This window comes from Streptomyces sp. NPDC090106, from assembly GCF_044747265.1.
In the GTDB taxonomy this organism is placed as follows: Bacteria; Actinomycetota; Actinomycetes; order Streptomycetales; family Streptomycetaceae; genus Streptomyces.
The window spans coordinates 415,787-440,070 of sequence record NZ_JBIVDS010000007.1 but is presented as its reverse complement, the minus strand read 5'-3'; the positions used below and the strand labels follow the sequence as shown (position 1 = coordinate 440,070).

Below are 24,284 nucleotides of genomic sequence, written 5' to 3'. Positions count from 1 at the left end.
ATCCCCGTCGGCGGCCCTCGCCGGTGCACGGCGTGACGCAGCAGCGCCTGCCGTGGCGGCGGTACGTCCCCGGTCCGCACCGGTACGGCCGTCGGCGCGTCCGGCGCGCGCCACGCGCCGCCCGCCGTCCGCCACCAGCCGGCCAGGCCGGGCACGAAGGTGGCGGCCCACCGCAGCAGCGACCACAGCGCGGCCTCACCGCACCGCAACCACCAGGTCAGGACAGCCGCGGCGCCCACGTGGGCGGCCGTGGCGTGCGGTGTCAGCGCGTGCGGGTGCGCGGCCATGCGCAGGACCCCGGTGTGCATCGCCGTGGTGGTGGTGTGCGGTCGTGCGACACCGAACAGGACGTGCAGCCCGCCCTGCGCGGCCGTCGTACCGCCCCCGATGCCGACGAGCGACCGCTCGCGGCCACCCAGGCCGTACGCGACGGCGTAGACGGCGCCGCCCCCGGCGAGCTGCGCCCACACCGGCGGTGCCACCCCTGCGGCCAGCGTGTGTCCGCCGGAGGCCAGGAGGACGCAGAGCACGGCGAAGACCGCCGCACGCAGACTCCGCACTCCCGGGGACGCCGTCACGGCACCCGATGGTGCCATGCCGCCGTCGGCGGCTTCACGGGCGGGACCGGCGAACCGGCGTCCACCGGCCCGTCAAACAAGGAACCCTCGAAGATCAACTGTTCGGCTCAGCAGTGAATCGATCCGCCGGGTGAACACCGACGACGATGATCCGAACCGCCGCCCGGAGCTGCGAGCCTGAGCCGGTCGGCGTTCGACGTTCCGAATCAGACGTTCGAGGTTCGAGGTCCGACGTTCGACGACCCGTCACCACGCACCGGGCGGCCCGGACTCCGCACTCGGAGTCGGATTCGGCTGCCCCTACCCTCCTGTGGAGTTCACCTTGCGCATCCGTCGCACCCTGACCAGCACCCTCGGTTCCGTCGCCCTCGTCCTCACGTCCTTCGGCGCGGTCACCGCGAGCGCCGGTACGGCCGCAGCGGACCCCTGCGGCTTCTACGAGACCGCCTCCGACGCCTACTACAACCACTGCACCTCGGACGGTTCGCGCATCGTCATCGAGATCGACGACTGGGGACCGAACACGGAGATGTGTGTCGGCCCCGGCGTGACCTGGATCGGCGCCGCCTCCGACGTGGACGGCGCCTGGTACACCGGCCGCCTCTGCTGACACGCGCGCCCGAGACCGCGTAACCGTACGGCGGAAACCGCGTGCGTCAGGGCCGGGACGGTCACGGGAACCCGACCTGACGTACGCGGCTCGCCCCCGGCCCGGTCATCCGAGTTCCTCGGCGAGTCCGACGACGATGCCCTCCGGCCCGCGGACGTAGCAGAGCCGGTAGACGTTCTCGTAGGCCACGATCTCGCCGACCAGTTCACCACCGTGGGCCCGCAGTCGGGCGACGACGTCCTCGACGTCGTCCACGGTGAACATCATCCGCCGCAGACCGAGCGTGTTCGCCGGCGCGACCTCCGGTTCCGGGACGATCGCCTTCGGCGTGTGGAACCTGGCCAGCTCCACCCGCCCATGCCCGCCCGGAACCCGCAGCATGGCGACGTCCTGCTGGACGTCCCGGAGCCCGATGACCCGCTCCGCCCCACGCCACTCCAGCGGACCCTTGCCCTCCAGCTCCATGCCGAGCGCGACGAAGAACGCGATGACGGCGTCGAGGTCCTCGACCACGACGAGGACGTTGTCCATCCGCCGGAGCGCCATGACGGGCCTTCTTCCTGTCGCCGGTGACCCGGCCATTCTGCGCCTGGGCGCCGCGATGTCCGGTGGTCCCGTGGAAGACTTCACATCCGTTTCGCCCACTTCCCTGTCCCATCATCCGCCCGATCGGCACAATGCTGCCTGTGCCGCACTTCGACTACATGGAGTTCGCGCTCGACGACGGTGCGTGCGTCCGTCTTGAGCTGTCGCCGGCCGGTGAGGTCGTCACGTCCTCGGCGGACGGGGGTGATCTGCCGGAGGGGATCGCCGGAGTGGCGCCCGTGGGACGCGGGGCGCGCGTCGGGGAGCTGGCCACGGACGCGCTGCGTACGGTGCTGAGTCCGCTGGGCCCCGTGCTCCAGGAAATACACGACTCGGTCCGCGGCATCGCCGATCCTCCGCAGGAGTTGACGGTGGGGTTCGGCGTGCAGATAGGCCAGGACCTCAAGATCGGCATCATCGGCGCCAACGGCCAGGCCACTCTGACCGTTTCGGCCACCTGGCGCTCTCCCGGGGCGGGCGCGTGACCTGGTTCATGGCGGCGGGTGACGCCGGGGCGACGGACGCCCGTGCGGCGCTGGTCCAGGTGCTGGTGAGGGACCAGGCACGGACGGCCGGCGCAGGCGTGTACCTCGCCGGACGGTCTCTGCTGACGTGCGCGCATGTCGTCAACGCGGCTCTGGGACTGCGGATGCTCAGCCCACGGGATCCCGGAGGCGTGGTCCTCGAGGTGGCGTTTCCCGCGCTGTCCGCCGGGAGGACATGGCGGGCGCGACTCGCGGCATGGATACCGCCTCGCCCGCACGGTCAGGGACCGGAAGGCGCCGGCTCTCTGAAGTGGGAGGGCGACCTGGCCGTCCTGGAACTCGAGGAGGAGCCCCCGTCACCGGTGGGTCCGGTGCGCTGGGTGGAGATGACCAGCGGCCAGGAGGTCAGGGCCTGGTACGGCGGCGGGCAGCCGTTCTCGTACGCCGATGTACGGGTCGCCGCGTACGAGGACGGCATCGGCTATCTCGACGGGCAGTTGTCGGGGGCGGCCATCGACGACGGCTACAGCGGTGGACCCCTGTGGTCGACGGCCGAAGGGGCGGTCGTCGGTCTGGTGATGGGCCGGATCGTCGCACCGGGTCCGGCGTTCGCGGCGCAGCACACCGTACGGCGCAGCTGGGGCCTGGGATGGCAGTCGGTGATCACGGAATTGCGCCGGGCGGGTGCGGTGCCCGACGAGCATCTGCGTGCCCTGTGGGCGAGGCCCTCGGTCCTCGGGGTGGACGAGTCGGTGCGGGACATGATGGTCGGCCCGTTGCACACGCTTCTCGGGGATCCGAAGGAGCGGGCGGCGCACGCGGGAGCGCTCGCCGCCCAACTGGGCCTGCGGGTCCCGGAGAACCGTTCGGCGCCTGCCGTCGAGGAGTTGGCGCAGTTGCTCGCCGCCACGGAGCGGGCCTTGCCCACGCTCACCGAGTCCCTGGCGCCCAAGGTGGCGTACGACGCTCGGGGACGGGCCGAACTCGACCGCCTGCTGGCGCTGGGGCGGCTCACCGAGGCGGCGCGGCTGCTGTCGGTGGCGGAGCACCGTGTGCTGCTGGGCAAGACGGAGCACCTGGTGCGGCTCGATCCGGGGCTGCTTCCGCGCGCCGCGCATGCCGCCCTGCCCTACCTCGATCTGCCGCAGTCCCTCCAGGCGGCCAGGCTCGCGCCGTCCGCGGTGCCCGGGGTGCTGCGTGAGCTGGAGTCCTGGCACGGTGACGGCTCACCGGTGCCCGAGGAGACACCGCGGCTGCCCGCGCTGCTGCGCGTGGTGGAGTACCTGGCCGCGGAGACCGGTGGCATGGCGTGCGCGGCGCTCCAGGAGTGGAGCCGACGCGTCGCCGCGCGCCTGGGCGTGCACCCTTCGGCGCTGCACGAGCGGCGAGCCGACGCGGAACGCTGGTCGCGGCGGACCGCTCCGCCCGGGGCGCGCATCCTCGTGGAACTCGACCGGTACGCCAAGGATCCCGCGGACCACTACCGGTGCTCGGTGTGGCGGCTGCGGCCGGACGGCACCGCCGCGCGCGCCGTCACCAGCTCCGAACGGCCGCGTACCGGACCGGAGATCGCGCGGCTGATCCGTGAGGTGGCGGGCGGTGGCGACGCGTCGGGGGACGGGGTGGCACTGGTCGCGGTCTCCGTCCCGCCGGACGCGCTGGAGCTGGCGGTGGACGAGTGGGACGGAGCCGGACCCGACGAGGTGATTCCCGCGCCGCTCGGCGAGGACTTCCATCTCGTGCTGCGCTGCCCCCGGTTGCGTATGCGCTCGCGTACCGCCGTCTCGGATCTCAAGCGGCGCTGGAAGGCTCGCGCGCACAGTCCTCCGCTGCTGGCCGACCGGTCCTTCGGCGGGCGCGCGGCGCTGATCGGGCTGCTGAAGACAACCCACCGGGACAGCGCGCGCGTCTTCGTGGAGGGTGACGCCGAGCGCAGGGGCGAACTGCTGCCCGTCTGCCTGGTGATGGGGGTCCCCATCGTGCTGTGGGACCGCGAGGGCGGCACGGGCCTCGCGGTGCGCGGGCACGACGGTGTCGGCGAGGAGCCGGGCCTCGACGCCTTGCTGACGCATGGTCCGGTCGATCAACTCCCGGAAAGGCTGAGGCACTTCCGGGTCCGTGTGCACGCTGACGACACGCGGCCCGAGCGCCCTGCCCTGGTCTGGGAGAACGCCGAGCTGCCCTTGCCCGACGAACTCCAGCTCGCTGACCCCGCGGAAGAGACGGAGCGGCAGACATGACGAACGGTGACGGGTGGCGGCTGTTCCGCGGCGACGGAGTCGCCCGAGAGGTCGCCTTCCCCGAGGCTCCTCCATGGCGGCAGTTCGCGAGTGCCCCCGACGGCGAGGTCCAGCGGAGCCCGTATCTCATCGGTCCGACCGAGGCGGACGTGGTGAGCGCGGCTCTGCATCTGCGCCGCCCGCTGCTGGTGACCGGGCATCCGGGGACGGGCAAGTCGTCCCTGGCCCATGCGATCGCCCACGAACTCAGCCTGGGGCCGGTGCTGCACTGGCCGGTCAACAGCCGCTCGGTCCTCAAGGAGGCCCTGTACGGCTACGACGCGATCGGCCGGCTTCAGGAAACCCATCTGCGCAAGGAGCAGGGCGACGCCGAGCCCGACATCGGGACCTTCGTCCGGCTCGGCCCTCTGGGCACGGCTCTGGTTCCGCGCGATCGGCCACGGGTGCTGCTCGTCGACGAACTGGACAAGGGCGACGTGGATCTGCCCAACGACCTGCTGACCGTCTTCGAGGAGGGCAGGTTCGAGATTCCGGAGCTGTCCCGGCTGCCCGAGGCGCAGTCGGAGGTGTCGCTCCTCACCTTGGACGGTGACCGGGTCACCGTGCGCAGGGGGTTGGTGCGGTGCGACGAGTTCCCGGTCGTGGTGATCACCAGCAACGGTGAGCGGGATTTCCCGCCGGCCTTCATGCGCCGCTGTGTGCGCCTCGCGCTGCCCGATCCGGACGAGGTGCGTCTGCGCGGGATCGTGGCCGCGCATCTGGGCGAGGACGCGCTGCGCGGTGTGGACGACCTGTTCCACACGTTCCTCAACCGCCGCGCTCCGGGCGAACTCGCCACGGATCAGCTGCTCAACGCGGTGTTCCTGCGCAAGGGCGGGATGGAACTGAACGACGGTCTGCTCGACTCGGTGCTGCACCGGCTCGGCGGGACCGTCTAGATGCCGCCCGACGGCACCCGCCCCGAAGCTCCGGCAGAGCCGGACGGCGGTGACGGGCCCCGGCGCTCGGCGCTGGCCAGGCTCGCCCGGCTGACCGGGCACGACCTGTCCATCCACGAGTTGCTCGACACGCTCTGGCTCGCGGCCCGCCTGCCCGCTGACGCCGACGCACCGCTGGCCCGCTCACTGCGCGGAGCCACCACGGCTCCGCCCCGGCCGGGAACGCCGGACGCCTACGCGGCTCTCGGCGACTCGGCGGGTACCGGTCCCTCCCGCGACACATGGCCCGCCCCGGTCGTGCCGCCCCAGCCGCCTCCGCCCGACCAGTTGCTCGGGGCGCTGCACGCCGCCGCGGCGCTGCGCAGCGCTCCCGAGTTCGCCGAACTGGGCTCGGACAGTGCCGGGAGAGGGCTGCGCGCGGACGGCCGCAGGGGTGCGATGCCCGTCAGGGTCCCGGAGGAGAAGGCGCTCGGCGAGGACGAACTGCGTTTCGGACGAGCGCTTCGCTCCTTGAAGCAGCCTCAACCGGACCCCTTCAAGGCGGAGTTCGACGAAGAGGCCACCGCGGCGGCGCTGGCCGAGACCGGTCTGCCCGACCTGGTGACCCGGCCCGCGCGTCAGCGGTGGCTCAGCCTGGTCCTGCTCATCGACGACGGCATCTCCATGCTGCTGTGGCGGCGTCTGGCCTCGGAGTTGCGTGTCCTGCTGGAGCGGCTGGGCGCGTTCCGCGACATCCGCGTCCACGGCCTGGACGCCCGGTCGGCGCGAGCGCCCCTGTTGCGGACCCGCCCGTTCGACCTCCGGGCCCCGGCCCTGTCCCCCGGCACGGTCGTCGATCCTTCGGGCCGCACGCTGGTCCTGGTGATCAGTGACGGCATCGGGGCGTGCTGGCGGGACGGGCGCATGATCAAAGCTCTGGAGCGCTGGGCGCGTCAGGGACCGACGGCGGTCATGCACACCCTGCCCGCCCACCTGTGGGACGGCTCGGGGATCCGCTCGGAGCCCTGGCTGGTGACGAGCAGACGGCGAGGCGCGGCGAACGACACGTGGGAGGTGACCGACGCCCTCCTGCCGTCCGAGCTGTGCGACGACTTCACGGGCGTGCCGATCCCCGTCCTGGAACCGTATCCACCGGCGATCGCCACCTGGGCCGGTCTGGTCGCCTCCCCCGGGGCGAGCGTGGAACTGCCTCTGATGCGGGCGCCCCACGAGCGGACGCCCCGTACGGGCGCCGACACGCGGGGTGCGGACGCACCGGACGCCGTCCTGCGGTTCCGTGACGCGGCGTCCCCGGAGGCGTACCGGCTCGCCGCGCACCTCGCCGCCGTGTCCCCGCTCACGGTGCCGGTGATGCGGCTCGTCCAGGCGGCGGTTCCCTGGCGCGCCGACACCGCACATCTCGCCGAGGTGTTCCTGGGTGGTCTGATGCGCCAGATCGACCGGGCCGACGAGCGGCTTCCGGCGCAGCACCGCCGGTTCGGCTTCCCCCGGGACGCCCAGGAGATCCTGCTGGACACGGCGTCCCCGATGGACCTGCTGCGCACGACCCGGGCCGTCACCGACCGGCTGCGCACACTGGTGGGCCACTCGCCCGACTTCCCGGCCTGGCTGGCGCACCCGGTGGGCACCGGTGAACTGCTGCCCGGTACGCGTCCGTTCGCCTGGCTGGAGGACCGTCTCCTGACCCATCTGGGCGCGCGGCCGATGACTCCCACGCCCGAGCGGGTCGTCGAGTACGAGGAGATCCGTCTGCCCACGGGGCTGGAGACGTCGCGGGCCTGGCTCCCGCTGCGCCTCCAGGACCTGCACGCCCTCGGCCCGTATCTGCTGCTCCAGCGTGACGGATCGGGTGGGAAGCCCACCGCCTACATCGGTGCGGACGAGGCGGGACGGCAGGTGCTCCTGCGGGTGTCCTCGTCGTTCGACTCCCCCGTCGGGCAGGAACTCCTGGAGATCGAACGACGCGCGCTGCACCGCATGGAGGGGGTCTACGCGCCCGCGCTGCTGGGCAGCGATCTCGGCACCGCACCCACGCCCTGGCTCGCGCTGCGCCTGGACACCCTCGCCGACGGCCGACCGGCCCCGACGTTGCGGGCCGTGCTGGACGCGGCCGGACCGCAGCCCGGCACGCCCCTGTTCACCTGGCTCGGCTGGCACCTGGCACGCGCGGTGACCCGCTGCCACCGCCGGGGTATCGTCCACGGTTCGCTGACCCCGGGCACGATCCTGCTGACCGAGTCGACGCTGCACATCATCAGTTGGACCTCGGCCCGTATCGACGGCGCCTGGAGCGCGTCGACGGCGTCCGTGCCGGCCAACTCCCCCTATCGCGCGCCTGAAGTGACCTACTGGGGCGAGTCGCGCATCGCGGCCGGGGACGTGTACTCCCTGGGCGCCATCCTGCTGCACGCCGTGATGGGCCGCGTGTGGCACGTGCACGAGCGCGGTGCGCTGGAGTACCAGCGGGAGTTCATGGAACTCGATTCGCCGTTGCGGGAGTTGCTGCTGCGCTGTGTCTCGATCCGGCCCGAGGACCGGCCGACCGCCGAGGAGGTGACCGAAGCCCTGGCCACCAGGCTGCCCGGGGGCGTGGAGTGGGCCGCCGTGGAGGAGGAACCCTGGAGGCCCGCGGAACCGGGTTCACCGTCCACCGAGGAGGAGACGGAAGCCTCGGAGGCCGGCACCGAGGAGTGGGTACGGACGATCCGCGCGCCGCTGCGACACCGGATGCGCATCGCGGTCGTGGGAGTGAAGGAGGGGGCCGGGTGCACCACGACCACCATGGTCCTCGGCGCGGTCCTGGCCGACCAGCGGCAGGAACCTGTGCTGGCCATCGACGCCGACCGGCACGCGGGCGGCCACATCCGGCTCGTGCGGCGTCTCTTCCGGGACACCCTGGAGGGGCTGTCCGATCTGGCCGGATCACTGCACGAGGTGAGCAGCTTCGAGGATCTGCGGCTGTTCCTGTCCCCGCACAGGTCGGGGCTCACCGTCCTGGCCAACGACTCGATGTCCCACCCGTCGGCAGGGCTGCAGTTCACCGACCCGGACTTCGGCAGGGTGGCACTCGCCACCCAAGCGCACTTCCCTCTCACCCTCGTCGACGCCGACACCCCGCTGCCCGTGGTCCTCCAGTACGCCGATCGTGTCGTCATCGTCTCCCGGGCCGACCCCGCGGGACTCACCCAGGCCCAGCAGTCCATGGACCGCCTGGTGACCGCGAACCGTCCCGATCTGGTACGGGAAGCGGTCGTCGTCCTCAACCACAGCCGCCCGGCGGCGGGTTGGACGCTCGACCCGGCGGCCAAACGCGCCTTGAGTTCCCGCTGCCGCGGCCTCGTCAGCATCCCCCGTGACGGCCACCTCGCCATGGGCAGCACCGTCGAACTCTCCTGGCTGACGCCCGAGGTGTACACGGCGTACCTGCGGCTCGCCGCGCTGCTGCTCGGACCACGCCCGATCTTCCCGTGACGGTGTCCGCGGCCCTACGGTGAGCGTCATGAGTGATGCCCCGGAGGCACCTGTCAGACCGGTTCCGGCCTTCGACCCCCCTTACTACATGGCCGTGTTCACCACGGTGCGGAGCGAGGAGCAGAGCGGCTTCGGTGAGACCGACGCGCGGTTGGAGGAATTGGTCAGGGGTATCCCCGGGTTCCTGGGGGCGGAGCACGCGCAGAATCCCGGTGGGCTGGGGATCACTGTCGCGTACTTCCGGGACGCCGACGCGCTGGCCCGGTGGGGTGAGCACGCCGAGCACCGGGCGGCGCAGAAGCGGGGTCGGGAGCAGTGGTACGAGAGTTACACGCTCCATGTGGGCAGGGTGGAACGGAGCAACGAGTTCGTTCGCGCCGCACCGAATCGAGGGACGCATGACCGATGACTGGCAGACGATCACCCGCCTCGCCCGCCTCCTGGAGGAGCATTCCACGCGTCCCAGGGAACAGAGCATCCTCGTGCAGCTCCTGAAGATCCAGGAGGAGGCCGGTGAGGTCGCCGAGGCGGCGATCGGCGCGCTGGGGGCGAATCCCCGCAAGGGGCACTCCCATACGTGGAAGGACGTCGAGGACGAGGTGTGCGACGTCATCGTGACCGGGATGGTGGCGCTGCTCCGGCTGAACCCGGACGCCGAGGCCGTGTTCGCCCGCCATGTGAAGCGGATCGCCGACCGGGACCTGCCCGCGGAGGGGGAATGAGCGGCCCCGTCCTGCGGGCGCGGCCCGGTCACAGGGAGGTGCGCATGAGGCGGGTCAGTTGGCTGCGATGGTCGTTGAACGCGGCCCGGGCCGCCTGCACTTCGTCGGACTCGTAGGGCAGGCCCTGGGCCACCGCGTCCCGGTACACCCGTAACAGGGCGACGGCCTCGGTGACTTCGGCCATGATGTCGTCGGGGGCGACGAGGGCCAGTTCCAGCCTCCGTGACAGCACACTGCTGTCACGGAGGACCGTCCCGGCGCGGCCCGTCGTGTCCTCGGCCCGGTCGTGGCCGCGGGCGATGTTGACGAGGGTCTCGCTCGCCTGGGCCGTGGCGTCGAGGAACGCCACGTATCCGGCGCGGCGCTCCTCACGGGCCCGCTGGGCGCTCTCCCGGGACCATCGCCGGTGCTCGACGTAGGCGGAGGTGCCCAGCGCGATCACCGCGCCGAGTGCCGTGCTGAGAATCCCGGTCCATTCCACTCCCCTACCTTGCTCACCGCCGCCCGCTCCCAACCCGCGGGCTTCCGGGGAATCAGCGGGTGGGGGTGAACGACACCTTCAGGGACTCCAGGCCGCGGAAGTTGAGGCTGCGCAGACGGCTCGGCTCGGGGCCGTCGAGGCTCCAGCCGGGCAGCCGGGTGAGCAGCGCCTCCAGGACGACGACGCCCTCCAGGCGGGCCAGCGCCGCACCGAGGCAGAAGTGGGGTCCGTAGCCGAAGGCGACGTGCCGCCCGCCGGGGCGCTCGAAGTCCAGTACGTCGGGGTCGGGGAAGACCGCCGGGTCACGGTTGGCGGCGCCGCACACGAGGAGCACCGTCTGTCCGGCGGCGACGGAACGGCCCGCGAGGTCCAGGTCGTGCCGGGCGCGGCGGAGCATGAGCTGCACCGGGCTGTCGTAGCGCAGGAGTTCCTCGACGGCGGCGGGGATCAGTTCGGGGCGTTCGCGCAACTGGTCGGCCGCCTGGGGGTGGTCGAGGAGGGCCAGTGCGGCGTTGCCGATGAAGTGGGTGGTGGTCTCGTGTCCCGCGATGAGCAACAGGGCGCTGTTGGCGAGGAGTTCGTCGACGTCCTGACCGGGGTCGTCGGTGCCGGTGGCCAGCAGGGCGCGCAGGGTGTGGGGCGCGGGCGGGGCGTCCTTCCGGGAGAGGAGCGTCCTGAGGTAGGCGAGCATCTCCTCCATGGCCTCGGAGGCCGCGCGGCTGTCGTCCGCGTCGAGGCGGGAGTTGCCGATGGCCGCCGCGACGGGGTCGGACCAGGCGGACAGGGCGGAGCGGTCCTCCTCCGGTACGCCGAGGAGGTCGCAGATGACGGCCAGGGGCAGCGGGCGGGCGAGGTCGGCGACGATGTCGAGCCGGCCCGTCGGTGCGGCGTGGTCGAGGATCCGGTCGACCGCTTCCTGGATGCGGCCACGCAGCGTCGCGACCGCGCGGGCGGTGAAGGCCCTGCTGAGCAGAGCGCGCAGCCGGGCGTGGTCGGGGGCGTCGCTGTACAGCATCTGTCGGCTCAACACCCGGGCCAGCGGGCGCAGTTCCTCGGAGACCGCGTCGATGTCCGGGTACCGCACGGAGGAGAAGCGCGGGTCACCGGCGGTGGCGCTGACCACGTCGTGGCTGGTGGCGACCCAGGCGTCGAGGTAGCGGTCCCAGTGGAGTTCGTCGGCGCCGCGGAGGTCCGCGTAGAGGTCGTAGAGGCGGTCCTGGTTCTTGGGGCGGAGTGCGAACAGCAGGGACGCGGGTCTCGCTTGAGTGGGCACCGCCGCACGTTAGCACCGCGGTTCGCCCTCCGACGGCGGGTACCGGAAGCACGGTTGGCCGCTCGGTGAAGGGGGGCACCACGGTGGTCCAGGTCGGGAAAGAGACCTTTACTTCTCTCGCTTCTCCTCATCTACGCAGGTAGAGTTGAACGAAATTCATAATGTGGGGCCCATGCCGGACGCCCGTCGAGTAACGCATCCGCGGCCCTCGGCGCTGAAGTAGTCGACAAGCCCGTACGGCCGGAGGATTCATTTCCGGCCAGAACGCGGTCGGATGTCCTGGACCGGACCTCTCTCCGGTGAAAGCGTCCGCACGTGATAGCGGTTTCGTGGCCCACTCGTGCAGATCCTGTCGGCTTTCCGTGGGCGGCCGGACCGTTCTGCGGCCGTTTAGGCTTCTACGTCCCTGACGGCGGGCCGCCGTTCACCCTCTTTGCCATGTTTCAACGCATTGCCCGCACAGCAAAGAACTCCCTGTGATTGCGCTATCTTTCGCGCCAGTCAGAGCGCGCAAGGGAGCCGACAATGCGGGAGTTCTCCGTTTCCCCCTCGGAATTGGTCCGCCCACTGGGCGGGTTGGCCGACACCGTCTTCACACGCGCCTCCGAACATCCCGAAGCGGTCGCCCTCGGCCGGAAAGACGAAGACGGCGTATGGCATGACGTCACGGCCGCCGAGTTCGCCGCGGAGGTACTGGATCTCGCCAAAGGGCTGCTCGCCACCGGCCTCCGCTTCGGCGACCGGGTCGCCATCATGTGCCGGACCCGATACGAGTGGACACTGTTCGACTTCGCGCTCTGGACGATCGGCGCCCAGGTCGTTCCGGTCTATCCGACGGCCTCCGCGGACCAGGTGAGGTGGATCCTTCACGACGCCGAGGTGACGGCGGTCCTGGTGGAGGACGAGGACAACGCCATGACCGTGGCCCGGACCATGAACCAGCAGCCCCGGCTCCGCCACCTGTGGCAGCTCGACGCGGGAGTTCTGGCCGAGCTGACGCTGCTCGGACGCACCGCCGGCATCGGCGACGGCACGGTCCACCGGCAGCGGCAGGCGGTCACCCCGCACACGACCGCCACCGTCATCTACACGTCCGGGACGACGGGGCGCCCCAAGGGCTGTGTCATCACCCACGGCAGCCTCATGTACGAGACGGACACCGTGGTCAGCCACTGGGACCCGGTGTTCCACAGCAAGAAGAACGACCAGGCGTCGACGCTGCTGTTCCTGCCGCTCGCCCACGTGTTCGGCCGTATGGTGCAGGTCGCCGCGATCAGGGGCGGGGTCCGGCTCGGCCATCAGCCGGAGCTGACCGCGTCCGCGTTGCTCCCCGATCTCGCGGCGTTCCGACCGACGTTCATCGTCTCCGTCCCCTACATCTTCGAACGGATCTACAACGCGTCCTGGCGCACGGCCGACACGGCGGGCAAGGGTGCCGCCTTCGAACGCGCCGCGGCCGTCGCCGTCGAGTACGCGCAGGCCGCGGAGGCCCAGGCCTGGGGAACGGGTCCCGGCCCGTCCACCGCTCTGCGGCTGCGGCATCAGTTCTGGGACCGGCTCGTCTACGCCAAGCTGCGCGCGGTCATGGGCGGCCGGCTGCGGCACGCGCTCTCCGGCGGCTCGGGCATGAAACGCAGCCTCGGCCTGTTCTTCGCGGGCGCCGGCATCGCCGTCTACGAGGGGTACGGCCTGACCGAGTCGGCCGCGGCGGCCACCATCAACCCGCCGGAACGCACACGGTACGGGACGGTCGGCCGGCCCATCCCGGGGACCACGGTACGGATCGCCGACGACGGCGAGGTGTGGGTGGCGGGCCAGACGCTGTTCGACGGCTATCTCAACGACGACACGGCGACCGCGCAGGCGTTGACCGACGGCTGGCTGCGCACCGGTGACCTGGGGTCCCTGGACGCCGACGGCTACCTCACCATCACGGGCCGCAAGAAGGAGATCATCGTGACGTCCGGGGGCAAGAGCGTCTCCCCCGTTCCGCTGGAGGAGCGGGTGCAGGATCATCCGCTCGTCGCGCAGTGCGTCGTCGTCGGCGACGACCGCCCGTACATCGCCGCGCTCGTCACCCTCGATCCGGAAGCCGTCAAGCACTGGCTCTCCATGCGCGGACAGCCGATGCTCACCTCGGCCGAACTCGTCGACGACCCGGATCTCGAAACCGAGATACGGCGTGCGGTCATGGCCGCCAACACACTGGTGTCGCAGGCCGAGTCGATCCGCACGTTCCGGATTCTGGCCCGCCCTTTCACCCCGGAGCAAGGGCTCGTCACCCCGTCGCTGAAACTGCGGCGCAATGCCGTCGCCGAGGCGTACGCGAAAGAGATCGAGGCGCTGTACCGGAAGCGAACCTGAGACAGGACGCACCGGCGGCCCACCACACTTCGCACCAGCGACGCCCCTATTTCGCCTTCCACCTTTCGCCTATCGCGTATTCGCCATTCGCGCTACACCTTGTCGCCCTGCACCCCTTCCCCCCTTCACTCCTCATCCCCTTTCACTCCCCGCCCCTTCGCCTTTCGCCCGAAAGGCGAGCCGTATCAGCCGTGTTCGAAGAGGAACTCCCACCTTGTATCAGACTGACGCCAGGCACGGTCTCACCACCCTCACCGACCAGGACGAGATCGCCGCCTGCCTCCCTGACGTGACGCAGCTCTATCTCGACGCCTCCGCGGATCTCACCGCGTTCGCCGGGCTGCTGCCGCCCAGCGCCTTCTTCGACCTGTACCGCGGCGACCTGCGTTCCCCCGGCGCGCGACTGGTGAAGGCCGAACGGGGCGGCCACGTCGTCGGGTTCGGCTTCGGGACGCTGCTGCCCGCCGACACCACCTGGTGGCGGAGCCTGGTCAGCTCCGCCATGCCCGACTCCTTCACCCACGAGGACGGGCGGCGCACCTTCGTCATCAGAGCCGTCGTCGTGCGGCCGGCCTGCCAAGGACTCGGCTACGGCACCGCCCTTCATGACGCGCTCCTGCGCGGCACCGGCACCGAGCGCAGCACCCTGATGGTGAGCCCCCGGATCAGGCCCGCCCTCGCGCTGTGCGAGGCGTTGGGCTACCTGTTCGTGGGCGCGGCCCGGCCGGAGGGCACGGACGCCACGTATCTGAGCATGGTCCGCTCCGAGGGCTCCACAGCGTTCCACCGGCGGCCCCGCCGCCGGTGAAGCGGGGCTCGCGCCGGTGGCCTCAGCGGCGTTCGGCCAGGTCAGGCTCGGCCGGGAGGAGGGACGTGGTGCGCCGGCCGGGCGTGGGGGTCGTCGTGGTGGGCTTCTTCCCGCAGAACGCGGCCTCCAGCGTGCCGCCGAGCGCGGTGTTCGCCGAGCCGTGGTTGGAGGTGTTCGCGACCGAGGAAAGGGCGCGTCGGCCGTCCCGGGTGGAGAAGGCGTACGTGTAGTAGCCCTGGACGGTGCCGGTGTGGCCGTACACCTGTGTGCCGCAGGACAGGTCGTAGCGGCGCAGACCCAGCCCGTAGAAGCGGGTGTCGGTGGTGTCGGTCGGGGTGACGGTGGTCATCGCTTCGAGGGTCCGCGGGGAGAGGAGCCTGCCGCGCATCAGCGCCGTCATGAACGTGTTCAGGTCGGCCGGGTCGGAGATGACCGCGCCCGCCGACTGCGCCCAGGAGACGGTCTGTTCGGTGGAGTCGACGAGCGGCTGCCCCTCCTCGTCGGGGTGGAGGTAGCCGCGCACGCGCAGTCCGGCGATACGGGTGTCGGGGTGGACGTAGGAGGTGTGGCGCAGCTTCAGCGGGCCGATGACGCGGCGCTGGTAGGCGTCCGCGACCGGCTTGCCGGTGACCTTCTCGATGAGCATGCCGACGACCACGAAGTTCGTGTTGGAGTACCGGTACGACACCCCGGGCTCGGTGGTGCGGGGCTCGGCCAGCGACAGGTCGACCAGCTCCTGGTAGGAGAAGACCCGGTTGCGCACCGCCTCGAAGCCCGGCACCGTGTGCTCGAACATCGCGTCCGTGTAGTCCGCCAGTCCGCTGCGGTGCGTCAGGAGATGGCGCACCGTGATCCGGGCGTCCGGCAGCAGCCCCGGCAGGTACCGGTTGACCGGCGCGTCCAGCTCCACCCGCCCCTCGTCGACGAGTTGGAGCAGCACCACGCTGGTGAAGGTCTTGCTGACGCTGCCGATGCGGAAGCGGGCGTGGATGTCCATGGCGGCGCCCGTGGTCCGGTCGCGGACGCCCTCGGTCCGGGCCCGGACTCCGTCGGGTCCGGTGAAGCGGGCCATCGCTCCGGGTGCGCCCTCGGCCATGGCGGCCTTCAACGCGGCGCTCACGCCCTCCATGTCGGGGGCGGGAGCAGGGGTGGTGCGCACGGCCGTGGGGACGGCGGGCGCGGCGTACGCGGTGGTGGCGGTGGGGGCGACACCGGCCGCGAGCGCGGCGATCAGGGTGGCGCCGGCCAGCGTGCGGCGGCGGTTCGACAGGGTCACGGCGGTTCCTCGGCTCGACAAGCGGTAAGGGCGGCGGTCGGGAGCGGTCCGACGGGTCAGGGGCACTGCCTGATCTGCTGCTTCCAGACGGCGGAGTTGCCGGTGTTGAGGTACCAGTCGTTGACGTAGCCGGAGTAGCTGTTGCCGACCTCGACGCGCATCCAGTAGCGGTAGTTCGGGTTGTCCACGGCGCCGTCGCCCGTCGTCCAGCAGGTGATGCCGACCTGGTTGCCGTTGTAGAGACGGCTGTACGCCTCGGCGATGGGGCCGTAGCCGTAGCCCGGGCCCGTGCGGACCTGGAGCCAGGAGCCCGGGTCGATGCCGGTGACCGTGGTGCAGGGGATCGTGGAGTCGGACATCCGGCACGGGTAGACGTCGGCGCTCGCCGGGGTGGCCGTGGACAGCAGGGTCCCGGCGGTGAGGAGAGCGGTGGCGAGGGCGGTGGCGGCACCGAGGATCTTTCGGCGGGCGGTGTTCATGGGGTTCCCCCAGTTCTGTGCGGGTGAGGTGGCCGGGCGCGGGATGTGTGGTGCGGGGACGAGGTTCCTCAGCAGTGCGGGAGCCTCTGCTGCCACACCGCCGCGTTGCCGGTGTCGAGGTACCAGTCGTTGACGAAGCCGGAGCGGATACCGGTGTCGACCTGGATCCAGTAGCGGTAGTTCGGGTTGTCCGCGGCGCCGTCGCCGGTGGTCCAGCAGCCGAGGCCGACTTCCTCCCCGTTGTCCAGGCGGCCGTGGGCGACGTCGGCGTAGCCGTAGCCGGGCCCGGTGCGCATCTGGAGCCAGGAGCCCGGGTCGATGCCGGTGACGTAGGCGCAGTTCGTCCGGTCACCGGAGATCCTGCATTCGTGGACGGCCGCCTCGGCCGGTGTCACGAGGCCCACCGTCGCCGCCAGCGCGGCCGTCCCGGCGAGCAGCCCGGTGCCCGCACGTCGTCGAAAAGTCATGCGCTTCCCCGATTTCTTCGCGATTGCTGCGCGGGGGAACGGCGCTGTGCGCGAGCGCGCACCCGGATGGTCAGCCGCCACCGTCCCCCGTGGTCGGAGCCAGTCTGGGCAATGCCGGGGGCGCGGCCCAGCATTTCGAGAGGCTTCGAAACGTGTCCCCCGAGGACGGCCCGCCGGTCCCGCCCGCCCCGGTCGGCGGGGGCTCTTCACCCGGGCCGGCGGAAACCTTTGCCGAAACCTGTGCGTCCGAGAGTGGGGAAGGTACGTCTACGGGGGAGTGTTCATGGCCCGGTTCTCGGAGTTGCGACTGGGGCCGCTGGAAACGTTGCCGGTGTCCGTCGTCGCGCAACCGGGCGTCACGCTGATGTCGTTGGTCGCGGACGCGCTCGGCGGGCGTTCCCAGGGGGTGCATCCCTCGTGGCGGCGGGTGCTGTCGGCCGCGGTGCCGGGCGGGTCGGGTGCCGTGCTGCGGCCGTTGTTCGCCCGTGAGTACTCGATGGTGCCCGACTGCCTCACCCCCACGGCGCCGCTGTGGGAGACCGACCTCACGGTCCAGCTGGAGCGTCTGGCGGACGTCTCGCCGCAGGTGCTCCTGGCCGAGCTGGAGCGGGATTTCGAGGGGACGGTCCCACGGCAGTGGCAGTCGGTCGTCGACCGGCCGAAGACCTTCATCCACGCGTACGCGGCGATCCTCGCCTCCGTGTGGGAGGCGTTCGGGCCGATGTGGGCGCGGGCCGCCGCCCTGCTGGCCCGGGAGACGGAACGCGTGGGAGTGGCGGCCGTCAGCAACGCCCTGCCGCTCGTGCTGACCGGGCTCGCGCCCAAGGTGCGCTTCTGCGAGGAGACGTTGTACGTGCCCGACCCGCACCCCGAGACGTTCGAGCGGGGCGCCCGCCGTATGGTCCTGGTGCCGATCGTGTCGGGGCACGGCGCCTCGGTGTTCAGCTTCGACCGCTCCGACGCCGTCTGGTTCGGGTATCCCGTGCCCGGCCTCGACACGCTCTGGGGCAGCCGGGAGGTCGCTCCCGGCAAGGACCGGCTGAAGCTGGTCGTGGGCTCCCTGCGGGCGGGCATCCTGCGTGAGCTGGTCCACCCGGGCACCATGGGCTCGCTCGCCTCGGCGCTCAACTGCACTCCGGCGACGGTGACCTACCACTGCGGCCAGCTGGAGTCGGCCGGTCTGCTCACCCGGGAGCGCAGGGGGCAGCACGTGGTCGCCCGGCGCACGGCGGCGGGCGTGGCGCTCGTCCAGCTGCTGTCGGAATGAGGTGCCGGGGCGGGGGCGCGGTCGACGACCCTGACATCCGTCAGGACCGCCGGTGCCTCCCGCCTTTCTAAGGTTCGAGTCGTCTTCCAGGCCTCGGCTCCGGCACGGGGCACCCTCCACAGACAGGAGAGGACGGCCCTCATGCGCCCACCCCGCCCGCCCCGCCCTTCACTCACCGGCGTCCCCGGCCCCGTCGCTCACGACAGCGTCCGCATCACCCGCGCGCACGCCTCGATCCTCTTCAGGGAGCCCGTCCAGTGAGACTCCGTCTTCTCGGCGCGGTCGCCGCGCTGCTGCTGGTCTGCGGCGTGGCGGGGTCGGCCGCCGCCGACACGCCCTCCGAGCGGCCCGCCGCACCCGCCGGCACGCAGGCCGCCGCATCCGTGCAGGTGCCCGCCGGCGTCACCGCCGGGGTCGCCGTGTTCGACCGGCAGACCGGCACCTTCACCGAACAGCTCAACACCGGCACGCAGTTCCGGTCCGCCTCCGTCGTCAAGCTGCTGCTGGCGCTGGACTACTTCTGGGACCGGGCCCCCGACTACAGCGTGCCCGCCGCGGACCGGGCCTGGCTGGAGCCGATGCTGCGGAGCAGCGACGACAAGGCGGCCAGCGCCTACTGGTCGGACCACGGTGGCCCGGCCATCATCACCCGCATGGTCCGCACCGACCGTCTCGGCCTGAGCGACACGGCGCCGCCGCCCGCCGGGTACGAGGGCTACTGGGGCTACACGGCGCTCTCCGCCCGCGACACCGTGACGATCTACCGCTACCTGCTGGACAAGGCACCGGCCCCGGTGCGCGACTTCGTCATGGGCAACCTCCGCCAGTCGACCCGCTGCGCCTCGGACCACTTCGACCAGCACTTCGGCATCGCCGGGGCGTTCGACAAGCCATGGGCGGTGAAGCAGGGCTGGTCGGGATCGTCCTTCGAGAAGGGAACGTGCGGCACGCCCGGCTCGTTCGTCGCGAAGACCGACCCGACGACCGGCACGACGACCGACTCGACGACCGGCACGACGACCGATTCGGCCGGCACCTCCGCTGCTGCCGCCGCCGCGAGCGTGGATCTCGCCCGCCCCGCCCTGCACAGCACGGGAACCGTGGGCGCGAACGACCGCTCGATCGTGGCCGTGCTGACCCTGCACCCGACCGGTACGTCGTACGGGAAGGCGTACACGGACCTCGGCCGGCTGACCCGCTCGCTCGACGTCCCGGGCGGCGTCCGTCCCGCGGGCTGGTGGTACGGCACGTGGAGCGACCATGTGAACGTCCGCCCCGGCCCTTCCACCGCCAACCCGGCGCTCACCCAACTCCCCGCGGGGGTCGAGGTGTTGGTGGGCTGCCAGAAGCAGGGCCAGCGGGTGGACGTGCCGCCGTACAGCAATGACTGGTGGGCGTATCTGCCCCAGTACGGCGGCTGGATCTCCAACATCTACATCAGCACGCCCGACAACCGCATCCCGGACGTCAGGGACTGCTGACCGCCCCAGCCTCCGTCTCCGTCTCCGCTCCGTCTCCGCTCCATCTCGCGCTCCGTCCCCGCTCCGCCTCCGCGTCGACTACCGCTCCTGGTAGTCGGCGAGGAAGCGGAGCACCGTCGTGACGTGCGGCTGTACGCGTTCGGGGACGCCGCGTTCCTCGATGACGGTGCGGTCGCTCGTGCGGTATCCGGCGGCGATCAGCGCGGGCAGTTCGTCGGCGGGCAGCTTCGCCTTCTTGAACTGCTGGTCGAGCCAGCAGATGTAGAGACTCATCGTGGAGATGGCGTCCGGCGGGGACATGTAGTCCTTGTCGCCGTCCCCGTCGCCGTCGACGGCCCAGGCGCGGAACACCGACGGCGTCCACATGGCGATGCCGTACTCCTCGCTCTCGGGGCGGGTCGCCTTGGTGTCGAAGCCGCTCTCCGCCTTGATCATGGCGGCGAGCAGCGCGGGGGTGACCTCCGCGTCGGTGCAGCGCTTGGCGGCGGTGACGATGACGGGGCGCAGCGCCTCGGGTACGTCGGAGTCCTCGGGGATGTCGCCGGCGGCCTGGCTGTGCGCGCCGGTGACGACGACGGGCGTGCCGGTCTTCGAGGCTCCGGCCTGTTCGTCGTCGTCCCCTCCCCCGCCGAGCAGCGCGGCCCCGGTCGCGACGGCCGCGGCGGTGACGACCGCGACGGCGATCGGGAGCAGCCTGCGTCGCACGCGTGTGCCGGAGAGCCGCTCGATGCGGGTCACGAGGCTTGCCGCGGTGTGGCGTTGGCGTGCCGCGTGGTCCGGTGCCAGGCAGTCCTCGATGAGCCCGCGCCAGCCCTCGGCGAGTCCGGCGTCGAGCCGCAGCGCCGCGGTGCCGCGGGCGTAGGACTGGGCCGCGAGCGAGCGGGCGCGTGCGGTGGCGCCGGGGAAGGGGTGCAGGCCGCCGGTGAGGACCTGGTGGGCGAGGACGCCGAACGCCCAGATGTCGGCGGTCGCCCGCACCACGGCCCCCTCCGCGCCGGTGCGCTGGGACCACCACTCGGGCGGCAGGTGGTCGAGGGTGCCGAGCGGCGGGACGTAGGCGTGGGTGCCGTCGAGTTCGGTGGCGAGGCCGAAGTCGGCGAGCCAGACCTCGCCGTGCGCGCCCCGCAGGACGTTGGCGGGTTTGAGGTCGCCGTGCACCCATCCGGCGCCGTGCATGTGGGAAAGCCCGGCGGCGACACCGCGCAGGACGCGCACCGCGTCGGGGATAGGGCGGCCGGTGGGCTCGGCATCCAGCACCTGGCGCAGGCTGGCCTCGGCGCGGTCCATCACGAGGGCGATCGCCCCGTCCAGGGTGGGCAGTTCGGGTGCGTCGACGGTGCGCACGGCGTGGGTGCGGACGAGGTGGGGGTGGTCGGCCTCGGCGCTGAACCTGACCTCGCGGGCGACGAGTTCTCCGAGCGCGGCGCGCTGGCCGGGGGCGAGGGCGCCGGTCGGCAGGACCTTGACCGCGACAGTGGTGCCGTCGGCGACGGCGCGGGCCTCGTAGACCGTGCCCCAGCCGCCGGAGCCGATGACCTCGTCCAACTCCCAGTCCCCGATACGGAATCCGGCGGGCAGGCGCGGTGATGCGAGGGCGCTCTCCTCGGCGCCGGACGAGGTCATGCGCGGACCCCCTGCGGGGCACCGCGCCTGCGGGACGGCAGCAGGGCGAGGTGTTCCTCGCGCACCAGGCCGAACCGCAGGGCCAGGGAGGCGAGTCGGGCGCGCTTGACGCCGGTGCGGCCGGCGCCGTCCCCTCCCGGCTCGTCGCCGGGGTCCAGGCGGAGTTTCGCGAAGGCCAGGTAGTCGATGTGGTAGTTGACGGCGGAGCGGGTCAGTCCGCGACAGCTCTCCAGGGGGCGCAGCCGTTCCGCGATGTCACCGGCGCCCGGCAGCGCGGTGTCCGACGCGTCCCGCAGGCGGGGTTCGCACAGGGCGACGAGCACCAGGAAGTACTTGGCCGTCACGTCGAGGGCGTACGGGTGCACCGTCTGCTCGCCGGCGCCGGGTGCGGACCGCTCGTCCCGGTAGGCGTGCTGCGGCGCGAAGACCTTGAACTCGGCGGTGCCGTCGAGCGCGGGCAGGACGACCCGGGAGAACTCGAACGGCACCGGTGCGCCGAGCCGCCCGGGTGCGACGGTGATGTATTCGCCGGCGCCCTCCAGGTTCTCCACCACGTAGGCGGCGTCGCGGCTGAAGTTCGACAGCCGCCAGTAGTCCTCGGCCGCCTCCAGGCGTCCCGCCTGCCGGGAGATCCCGCGATCGGGCAGGAGGATGGCGACTCCCCCGCCGCCGGGCAGCCCCCGCCCGAAGTCGGCGACGTCCCCCGGCCCCATGTGCAGCAGTTCGGGCCCGCCCACGTCGACGCCCTCGGGCCGTCTGGACGGGCCCGGGGGCTCAACAATGATCGTTTCCATGTCGGCTCTCCCCCGATATGGTCGCCAAAAGTGCAGGGACGGCACCGCCCGCCCTCGGTCACCCGTCACATGTCGTGCCGTCGTCCTCGGCAGGTGTGGCGGGGTCGGGTCCACGCGTTCCCTCGCGATCGGCAGCGGGGGTCGGTCGCTGCGTCGCGGGAGGCGTGAAGTGACGTTCCGAAGGTGGGGGCGGAAGCCATGTCCCGTAGGACGATCAACGTATCGCGACGGTTCCGGGGCGCAATCCTCCGTATGAGGACTGGCCGGAACTGGTCTACACCGCTCGTCCCAGGCCGGAATCAGGCGTCACGCGGACGGTGCGCGGAGCTTGACGGCGATGGCGTCCAGGACCCAGTCCAGCCCGGTCGTGAAGGTCGTCTCGGCGTCGACGTCCGTGCCGTCGTGCACGACCCTGCTGACCGCCGGGAAGCGGCCCGTCTCCAGCATCCGCGTCATGTGCGGGCCGCGGGCGCGCTGCCAGTCGCGCTTGGACAGGCCCGTCGCCCGCTCGGCGCGCAGGTTCGCGATCTCGCGCCGGATCGCGCCGGTGGAGTAGGCGCTCACGGTCTCCACCGCGCGCATGACGGTGTCGACGTCGGTGAGGCCGTCCAGGGAGGCGAGCGTCGCCTCGGCCACGGCCAGGCCGTTGGGGCCCATGCCCGGACGGCCGCCGAGCAGGTCGGCCAGCCATTCGTGGCGCAGCGCGGTCCGCCGGGTGCGGTGGGCGATGCCGCCGAGCGCCTCGCGCCAGCCCTCGGCCGGTTCCCCGGGGAGGATCTCGGCCTGGACCTCGTCGACCATGAGGTCGAACAGCTCTTCCTTGGTGGCGATGTAGCCGTACAGCCGCATCGGGCCGGCGTTCAGGCGCGCGGCGACCTTGCGCAGCGAGACGGCTTCCAGCCCGCCCTCGTCGGCCAGCGCGACGGCGGCGGCGACGATCCGCTCCCGGTCCAGCGGTACGGGGCGAGTCGGCGGCTCCGGCCGGTCCCAGACAGTCATGACCTCACCGTACCGTTGCGATACAGGTCATCGAATCAATACAGTGTATCGCCATGAGACATCGCATCGCTCCACACTCCGCCTCACCGCACCCCTCCTCCCCTCTTCGCGCCTCCGCGCACCCCACCCCCGCCCCCGCGCGCGTCTCCTCCGCGCGCCGAGCCCTCCGGCGCCGCGTCGCCGTGGTCGGCGCCGGTCCCGGGGGCCTCACCTTCGCCCGTGTCCTGCACCGCCACGGCCATCCCGTCACCGTCCTGGAACGCGATCCCTCCCCGGACGCCCGTCCCCCGGGCGGCACGCTCGACCTGCATGCGGGACTGGGCCAACTCGCCTTGGAAAAGGCGGGGTTGCTGGCGGAGTTCCAGGCGCTGTCGCGCCCCGAGGGGCAGGCCCTGCGCATCCTGGACACGGACGGCACCGTCCTGCGCGACTGGCACCCCGACCCCGGCGAACGGGCCAATCCCGAGATCGACCGCGGGCAGCTCCGCGATCTGCTGCTCGGTCCGCTCGACGTCCGGTGGGGGCAGCGCGTGACACACGTGGAGCCGGGGACCGGCGACGGCACGGTGGTGCACTGCGCGGACGGCCACCGGGAGGCGTTCGACCTCGTGATCGGCGCGGACGGCGCCTGGTCCCGGGTCCGCCCGGCCCTCTCGCCGACGGCACCGCACTACACCGGCGTCACCGCGTTCGAGACCTCGCTGGACGACATCGACACGACCAGGCCCGACCTCGCCCGCCTGGTCGGCGACGGCTCGATGGCCGTCTACGGGGCCGGCCGCTCGATCGTCGCCCAACGCGGCAGCGGCGGCCACGTGAAGGTGTACGCCCAGTTCCGCACGCCGCTCGACCGGCACACGGACCCGCACCTGGACCTGACCGACGCGGAGGCCGTACGACGGCGTCTGCTGGACCTGTTCGACGGCTGGGCGGCCCCCGTCCTCGAACTCCTGCGCCAGGGCGCCGCCTTCGTGCACCGCCCCCTCCACGTCCTGCCCGTGGGTCACACCTGGACGCATGTCCCCGGAGTGACGCTGCTGGGCGACGCAGCGCATCTGATGCCGCCGTTGGGGGCGGGCGCCAACCTCGCGATGCTGGAGGGCGCCGAACTGGCCGAGGCCCTCGCCACCGGTTCCGGCGAACTGGACGACACCGTCCGCGCGTTCGAGGAACGCATGTGGGCACGGGCGGCCGGATGGGCGCGGCGCACGACCGACGGGCTGGAGCGACTCGTGAGCGACGACCCCTCCGAGGCGCTGGCCCTCTTCGACGAGGTCCAGCCGTCCTGACCGGCGACCGAAGCCATCACCGGCGCCCCCCGCCCGCGCCACCCCGGTACCGGT

The 24,284-nt window shown here is 72.0% G+C and carries 21 protein-coding genes; 12 read left to right on the top strand and 9 right to left on the bottom strand.

Translation table 11 applies throughout. The features are described from left to right. Positions 1 to 900 precede the first annotated feature (900 nt). Positions 901 to 1,188 (top strand): DUF6355 family natural product biosynthesis protein, encoded by a 288-nt coding sequence (locus tag ACIPSE_RS24585; RefSeq protein WP_401665783.1) that lies wholly within the window; start codon positions 901 to 903, stop codon positions 1,186 to 1,188. Positions 1,189 to 1,293: 105 nt separating this feature from the next. On the opposite strand, the gene ACIPSE_RS24580 is transcribed toward ACIPSE_RS24585, so the two are convergent. Next, positions 1,294 to 1,734, bottom strand: a complete 441-nt coding sequence (locus tag ACIPSE_RS24580; protein ID WP_401665780.1) for a VOC family protein — start codon at positions 1,732 to 1,734, stop codon at positions 1,294 to 1,296. Between the two features lie 140 nt (positions 1,735 to 1,874). Between ACIPSE_RS24580 and ACIPSE_RS24575 the strand changes: the two genes are divergently transcribed. From ACIPSE_RS24575 to ACIPSE_RS24550, 6 genes are read left to right on the top strand one after another with little or no spacing between them, the layout of a single operon-like run. Then, positions 1,875 to 2,258: a CU044_2847 family protein gene (locus ACIPSE_RS24575; RefSeq protein WP_401665777.1), complete on the top strand. Its 384-nt coding sequence runs from the start codon at positions 1,875 to 1,877 to the stop codon at positions 2,256 to 2,258. Then, a complete protein-coding gene (locus ACIPSE_RS24570; protein ID WP_401665774.1) occupies positions 2,255 to 4,498 on the top strand; it encodes a trypsin-like peptidase domain-containing protein in 2,244 nt (747 codons plus the stop codon). The genes ACIPSE_RS24575 and ACIPSE_RS24570 overlap by 4 nt, the downstream gene beginning before the upstream one ends. Further along, the gene (locus tag ACIPSE_RS24565; protein WP_401665771.1) at positions 4,495 to 5,436 is read left to right on the top strand and encodes an AAA family ATPase; all 942 of its coding nucleotides are present in this window, start codon (positions 4,495 to 4,497) and stop codon (positions 5,434 to 5,436) included. Before ACIPSE_RS24570 ends, ACIPSE_RS24565 begins: the two co-directional genes overlap by 4 nt. Beyond that, positions 5,437 to 8,907, top strand: coding sequence for an SAV_2336 N-terminal domain-related protein (locus tag ACIPSE_RS24560; RefSeq protein WP_401665769.1), 3,471 nt, complete (start codon positions 5,437 to 5,439; stop codon positions 8,905 to 8,907). It abuts the gene before it with no gap. 28 nt (positions 8,908 to 8,935) lie between these two features. Then, the gene (locus tag ACIPSE_RS24555) at positions 8,936 to 9,316 is read left to right on the top strand and encodes an antibiotic biosynthesis monooxygenase family protein (protein ID WP_401665768.1); all 381 of its coding nucleotides are present in this window, start codon (positions 8,936 to 8,938) and stop codon (positions 9,314 to 9,316) included. Continuing rightward, the gene (locus tag ACIPSE_RS24550) at positions 9,306 to 9,629 is read left to right on the top strand and encodes a hypothetical protein (RefSeq protein WP_401665766.1); all 324 of its coding nucleotides are present in this window, start codon (positions 9,306 to 9,308) and stop codon (positions 9,627 to 9,629) included. Before ACIPSE_RS24555 ends, ACIPSE_RS24550 begins: the two co-directional genes overlap by 11 nt. Positions 9,630 to 9,657: 28 nt before the next feature. On the opposite strand, the gene ACIPSE_RS24545 is transcribed toward ACIPSE_RS24550, so the two are convergent. Then, positions 9,658 to 10,110: a hypothetical protein gene (locus tag ACIPSE_RS24545; protein WP_401665763.1), complete on the bottom strand. Its 453-nt coding sequence runs from the start codon at positions 10,108 to 10,110 to the stop codon at positions 9,658 to 9,660. Positions 10,111 to 10,162: 52 nt separating this feature from the next. Further along, complete coding sequence (locus ACIPSE_RS24540) at positions 10,163 to 11,383, bottom strand: cytochrome P450 (protein WP_401665761.1); 1,221 nt, start codon at positions 11,381 to 11,383, stop codon at positions 10,163 to 10,165. 525 nt (positions 11,384 to 11,908) lie between these two features. Between ACIPSE_RS24540 and ACIPSE_RS24535 the strand changes: the two genes are divergently transcribed. After that, on the top strand, positions 11,909 to 13,747 hold the full coding sequence (locus ACIPSE_RS24535) for an AMP-dependent synthetase/ligase (RefSeq protein WP_401665759.1): 1,839 nt from the start codon (positions 11,909 to 11,911) through the stop codon (positions 13,745 to 13,747). A gap of 214 nt (positions 13,748 to 13,961) precedes the next feature. After that, a complete protein-coding gene (locus ACIPSE_RS24530) occupies positions 13,962 to 14,555 on the top strand; it encodes a GNAT family N-acetyltransferase (RefSeq protein ID WP_401665757.1) in 594 nt (197 codons plus the stop codon). Positions 14,556 to 14,577: 22 nt separating this feature from the next. On the opposite strand, the gene ACIPSE_RS24525 is transcribed toward ACIPSE_RS24530, so the two are convergent. The 3 genes from ACIPSE_RS24525 to ACIPSE_RS24515 form a co-directional block, all read right to left on the bottom strand. Beyond that, on the bottom strand, positions 14,578 to 15,831 hold the full coding sequence (locus ACIPSE_RS24525) for a serine hydrolase domain-containing protein (protein ID WP_401665755.1): 1,254 nt from the start codon (positions 15,829 to 15,831) through the stop codon (positions 14,578 to 14,580). A 56-nt stretch (positions 15,832 to 15,887) separates the two neighbouring features. Further along, positions 15,888 to 16,310 (bottom strand): hypothetical protein, encoded by a 423-nt coding sequence (locus ACIPSE_RS24520; protein ID WP_401665753.1) that lies wholly within the window; start codon positions 16,308 to 16,310, stop codon positions 15,888 to 15,890. A gap of 68 nt (positions 16,311 to 16,378) precedes the next feature. Then, the gene (locus tag ACIPSE_RS24515) at positions 16,379 to 16,777 is read right to left on the bottom strand and encodes a hypothetical protein (RefSeq protein ID WP_401665751.1); all 399 of its coding nucleotides are present in this window, start codon (positions 16,775 to 16,777) and stop codon (positions 16,379 to 16,381) included. A gap of 283 nt (positions 16,778 to 17,060) precedes the next feature. Here ACIPSE_RS24515 and ACIPSE_RS24510 point away from each other — a divergent pair, with 283 nt between their 5' ends. Beyond that, positions 17,061 to 18,044, top strand: a complete 984-nt coding sequence (locus ACIPSE_RS24510) for an ArsR/SmtB family transcription factor (protein WP_401665749.1) — start codon at positions 17,061 to 17,063, stop codon at positions 18,042 to 18,044. A 257-nt stretch (positions 18,045 to 18,301) separates the two neighbouring features. Continuing rightward, positions 18,302 to 19,525, top strand: a complete 1,224-nt coding sequence (locus ACIPSE_RS24505; protein WP_401665747.1) for a hypothetical protein — start codon at positions 18,302 to 18,304, stop codon at positions 19,523 to 19,525. A 78-nt stretch (positions 19,526 to 19,603) separates the two neighbouring features. Here the strand turns inward: ACIPSE_RS24505 and ACIPSE_RS24500 are convergent, their stop codons facing one another. From ACIPSE_RS24500 to ACIPSE_RS24490, 3 genes are all read right to left on the bottom strand, one after another. After that, a complete protein-coding gene (locus ACIPSE_RS24500; protein ID WP_401665744.1) occupies positions 19,604 to 21,148 on the bottom strand; it encodes a serine/threonine-protein kinase in 1,545 nt (514 codons plus the stop codon). Further along, positions 21,145 to 21,942: a serine/threonine protein kinase gene (locus ACIPSE_RS24495; RefSeq protein ID WP_401665741.1), complete on the bottom strand. Its 798-nt coding sequence runs from the start codon at positions 21,940 to 21,942 to the stop codon at positions 21,145 to 21,147. The genes ACIPSE_RS24500 and ACIPSE_RS24495 overlap by 4 nt, the downstream gene beginning before the upstream one ends. 306 nt (positions 21,943 to 22,248) lie before the next feature. Continuing rightward, the gene (locus tag ACIPSE_RS24490) at positions 22,249 to 22,941 is read right to left on the bottom strand and encodes a TetR/AcrR family transcriptional regulator (RefSeq protein ID WP_401665739.1); all 693 of its coding nucleotides are present in this window, start codon (positions 22,939 to 22,941) and stop codon (positions 22,249 to 22,251) included. A gap of 182 nt (positions 22,942 to 23,123) precedes the next feature. Between ACIPSE_RS24490 and ACIPSE_RS24485 the strand changes: the two genes are divergently transcribed. Further along, positions 23,124 to 24,230: an FAD-dependent oxidoreductase gene (locus tag ACIPSE_RS24485; RefSeq protein WP_401666091.1), complete on the top strand. Its 1,107-nt coding sequence runs from the start codon at positions 23,124 to 23,126 to the stop codon at positions 24,228 to 24,230. Positions 24,231 to 24,284: the final 54 nt, after the last annotated feature.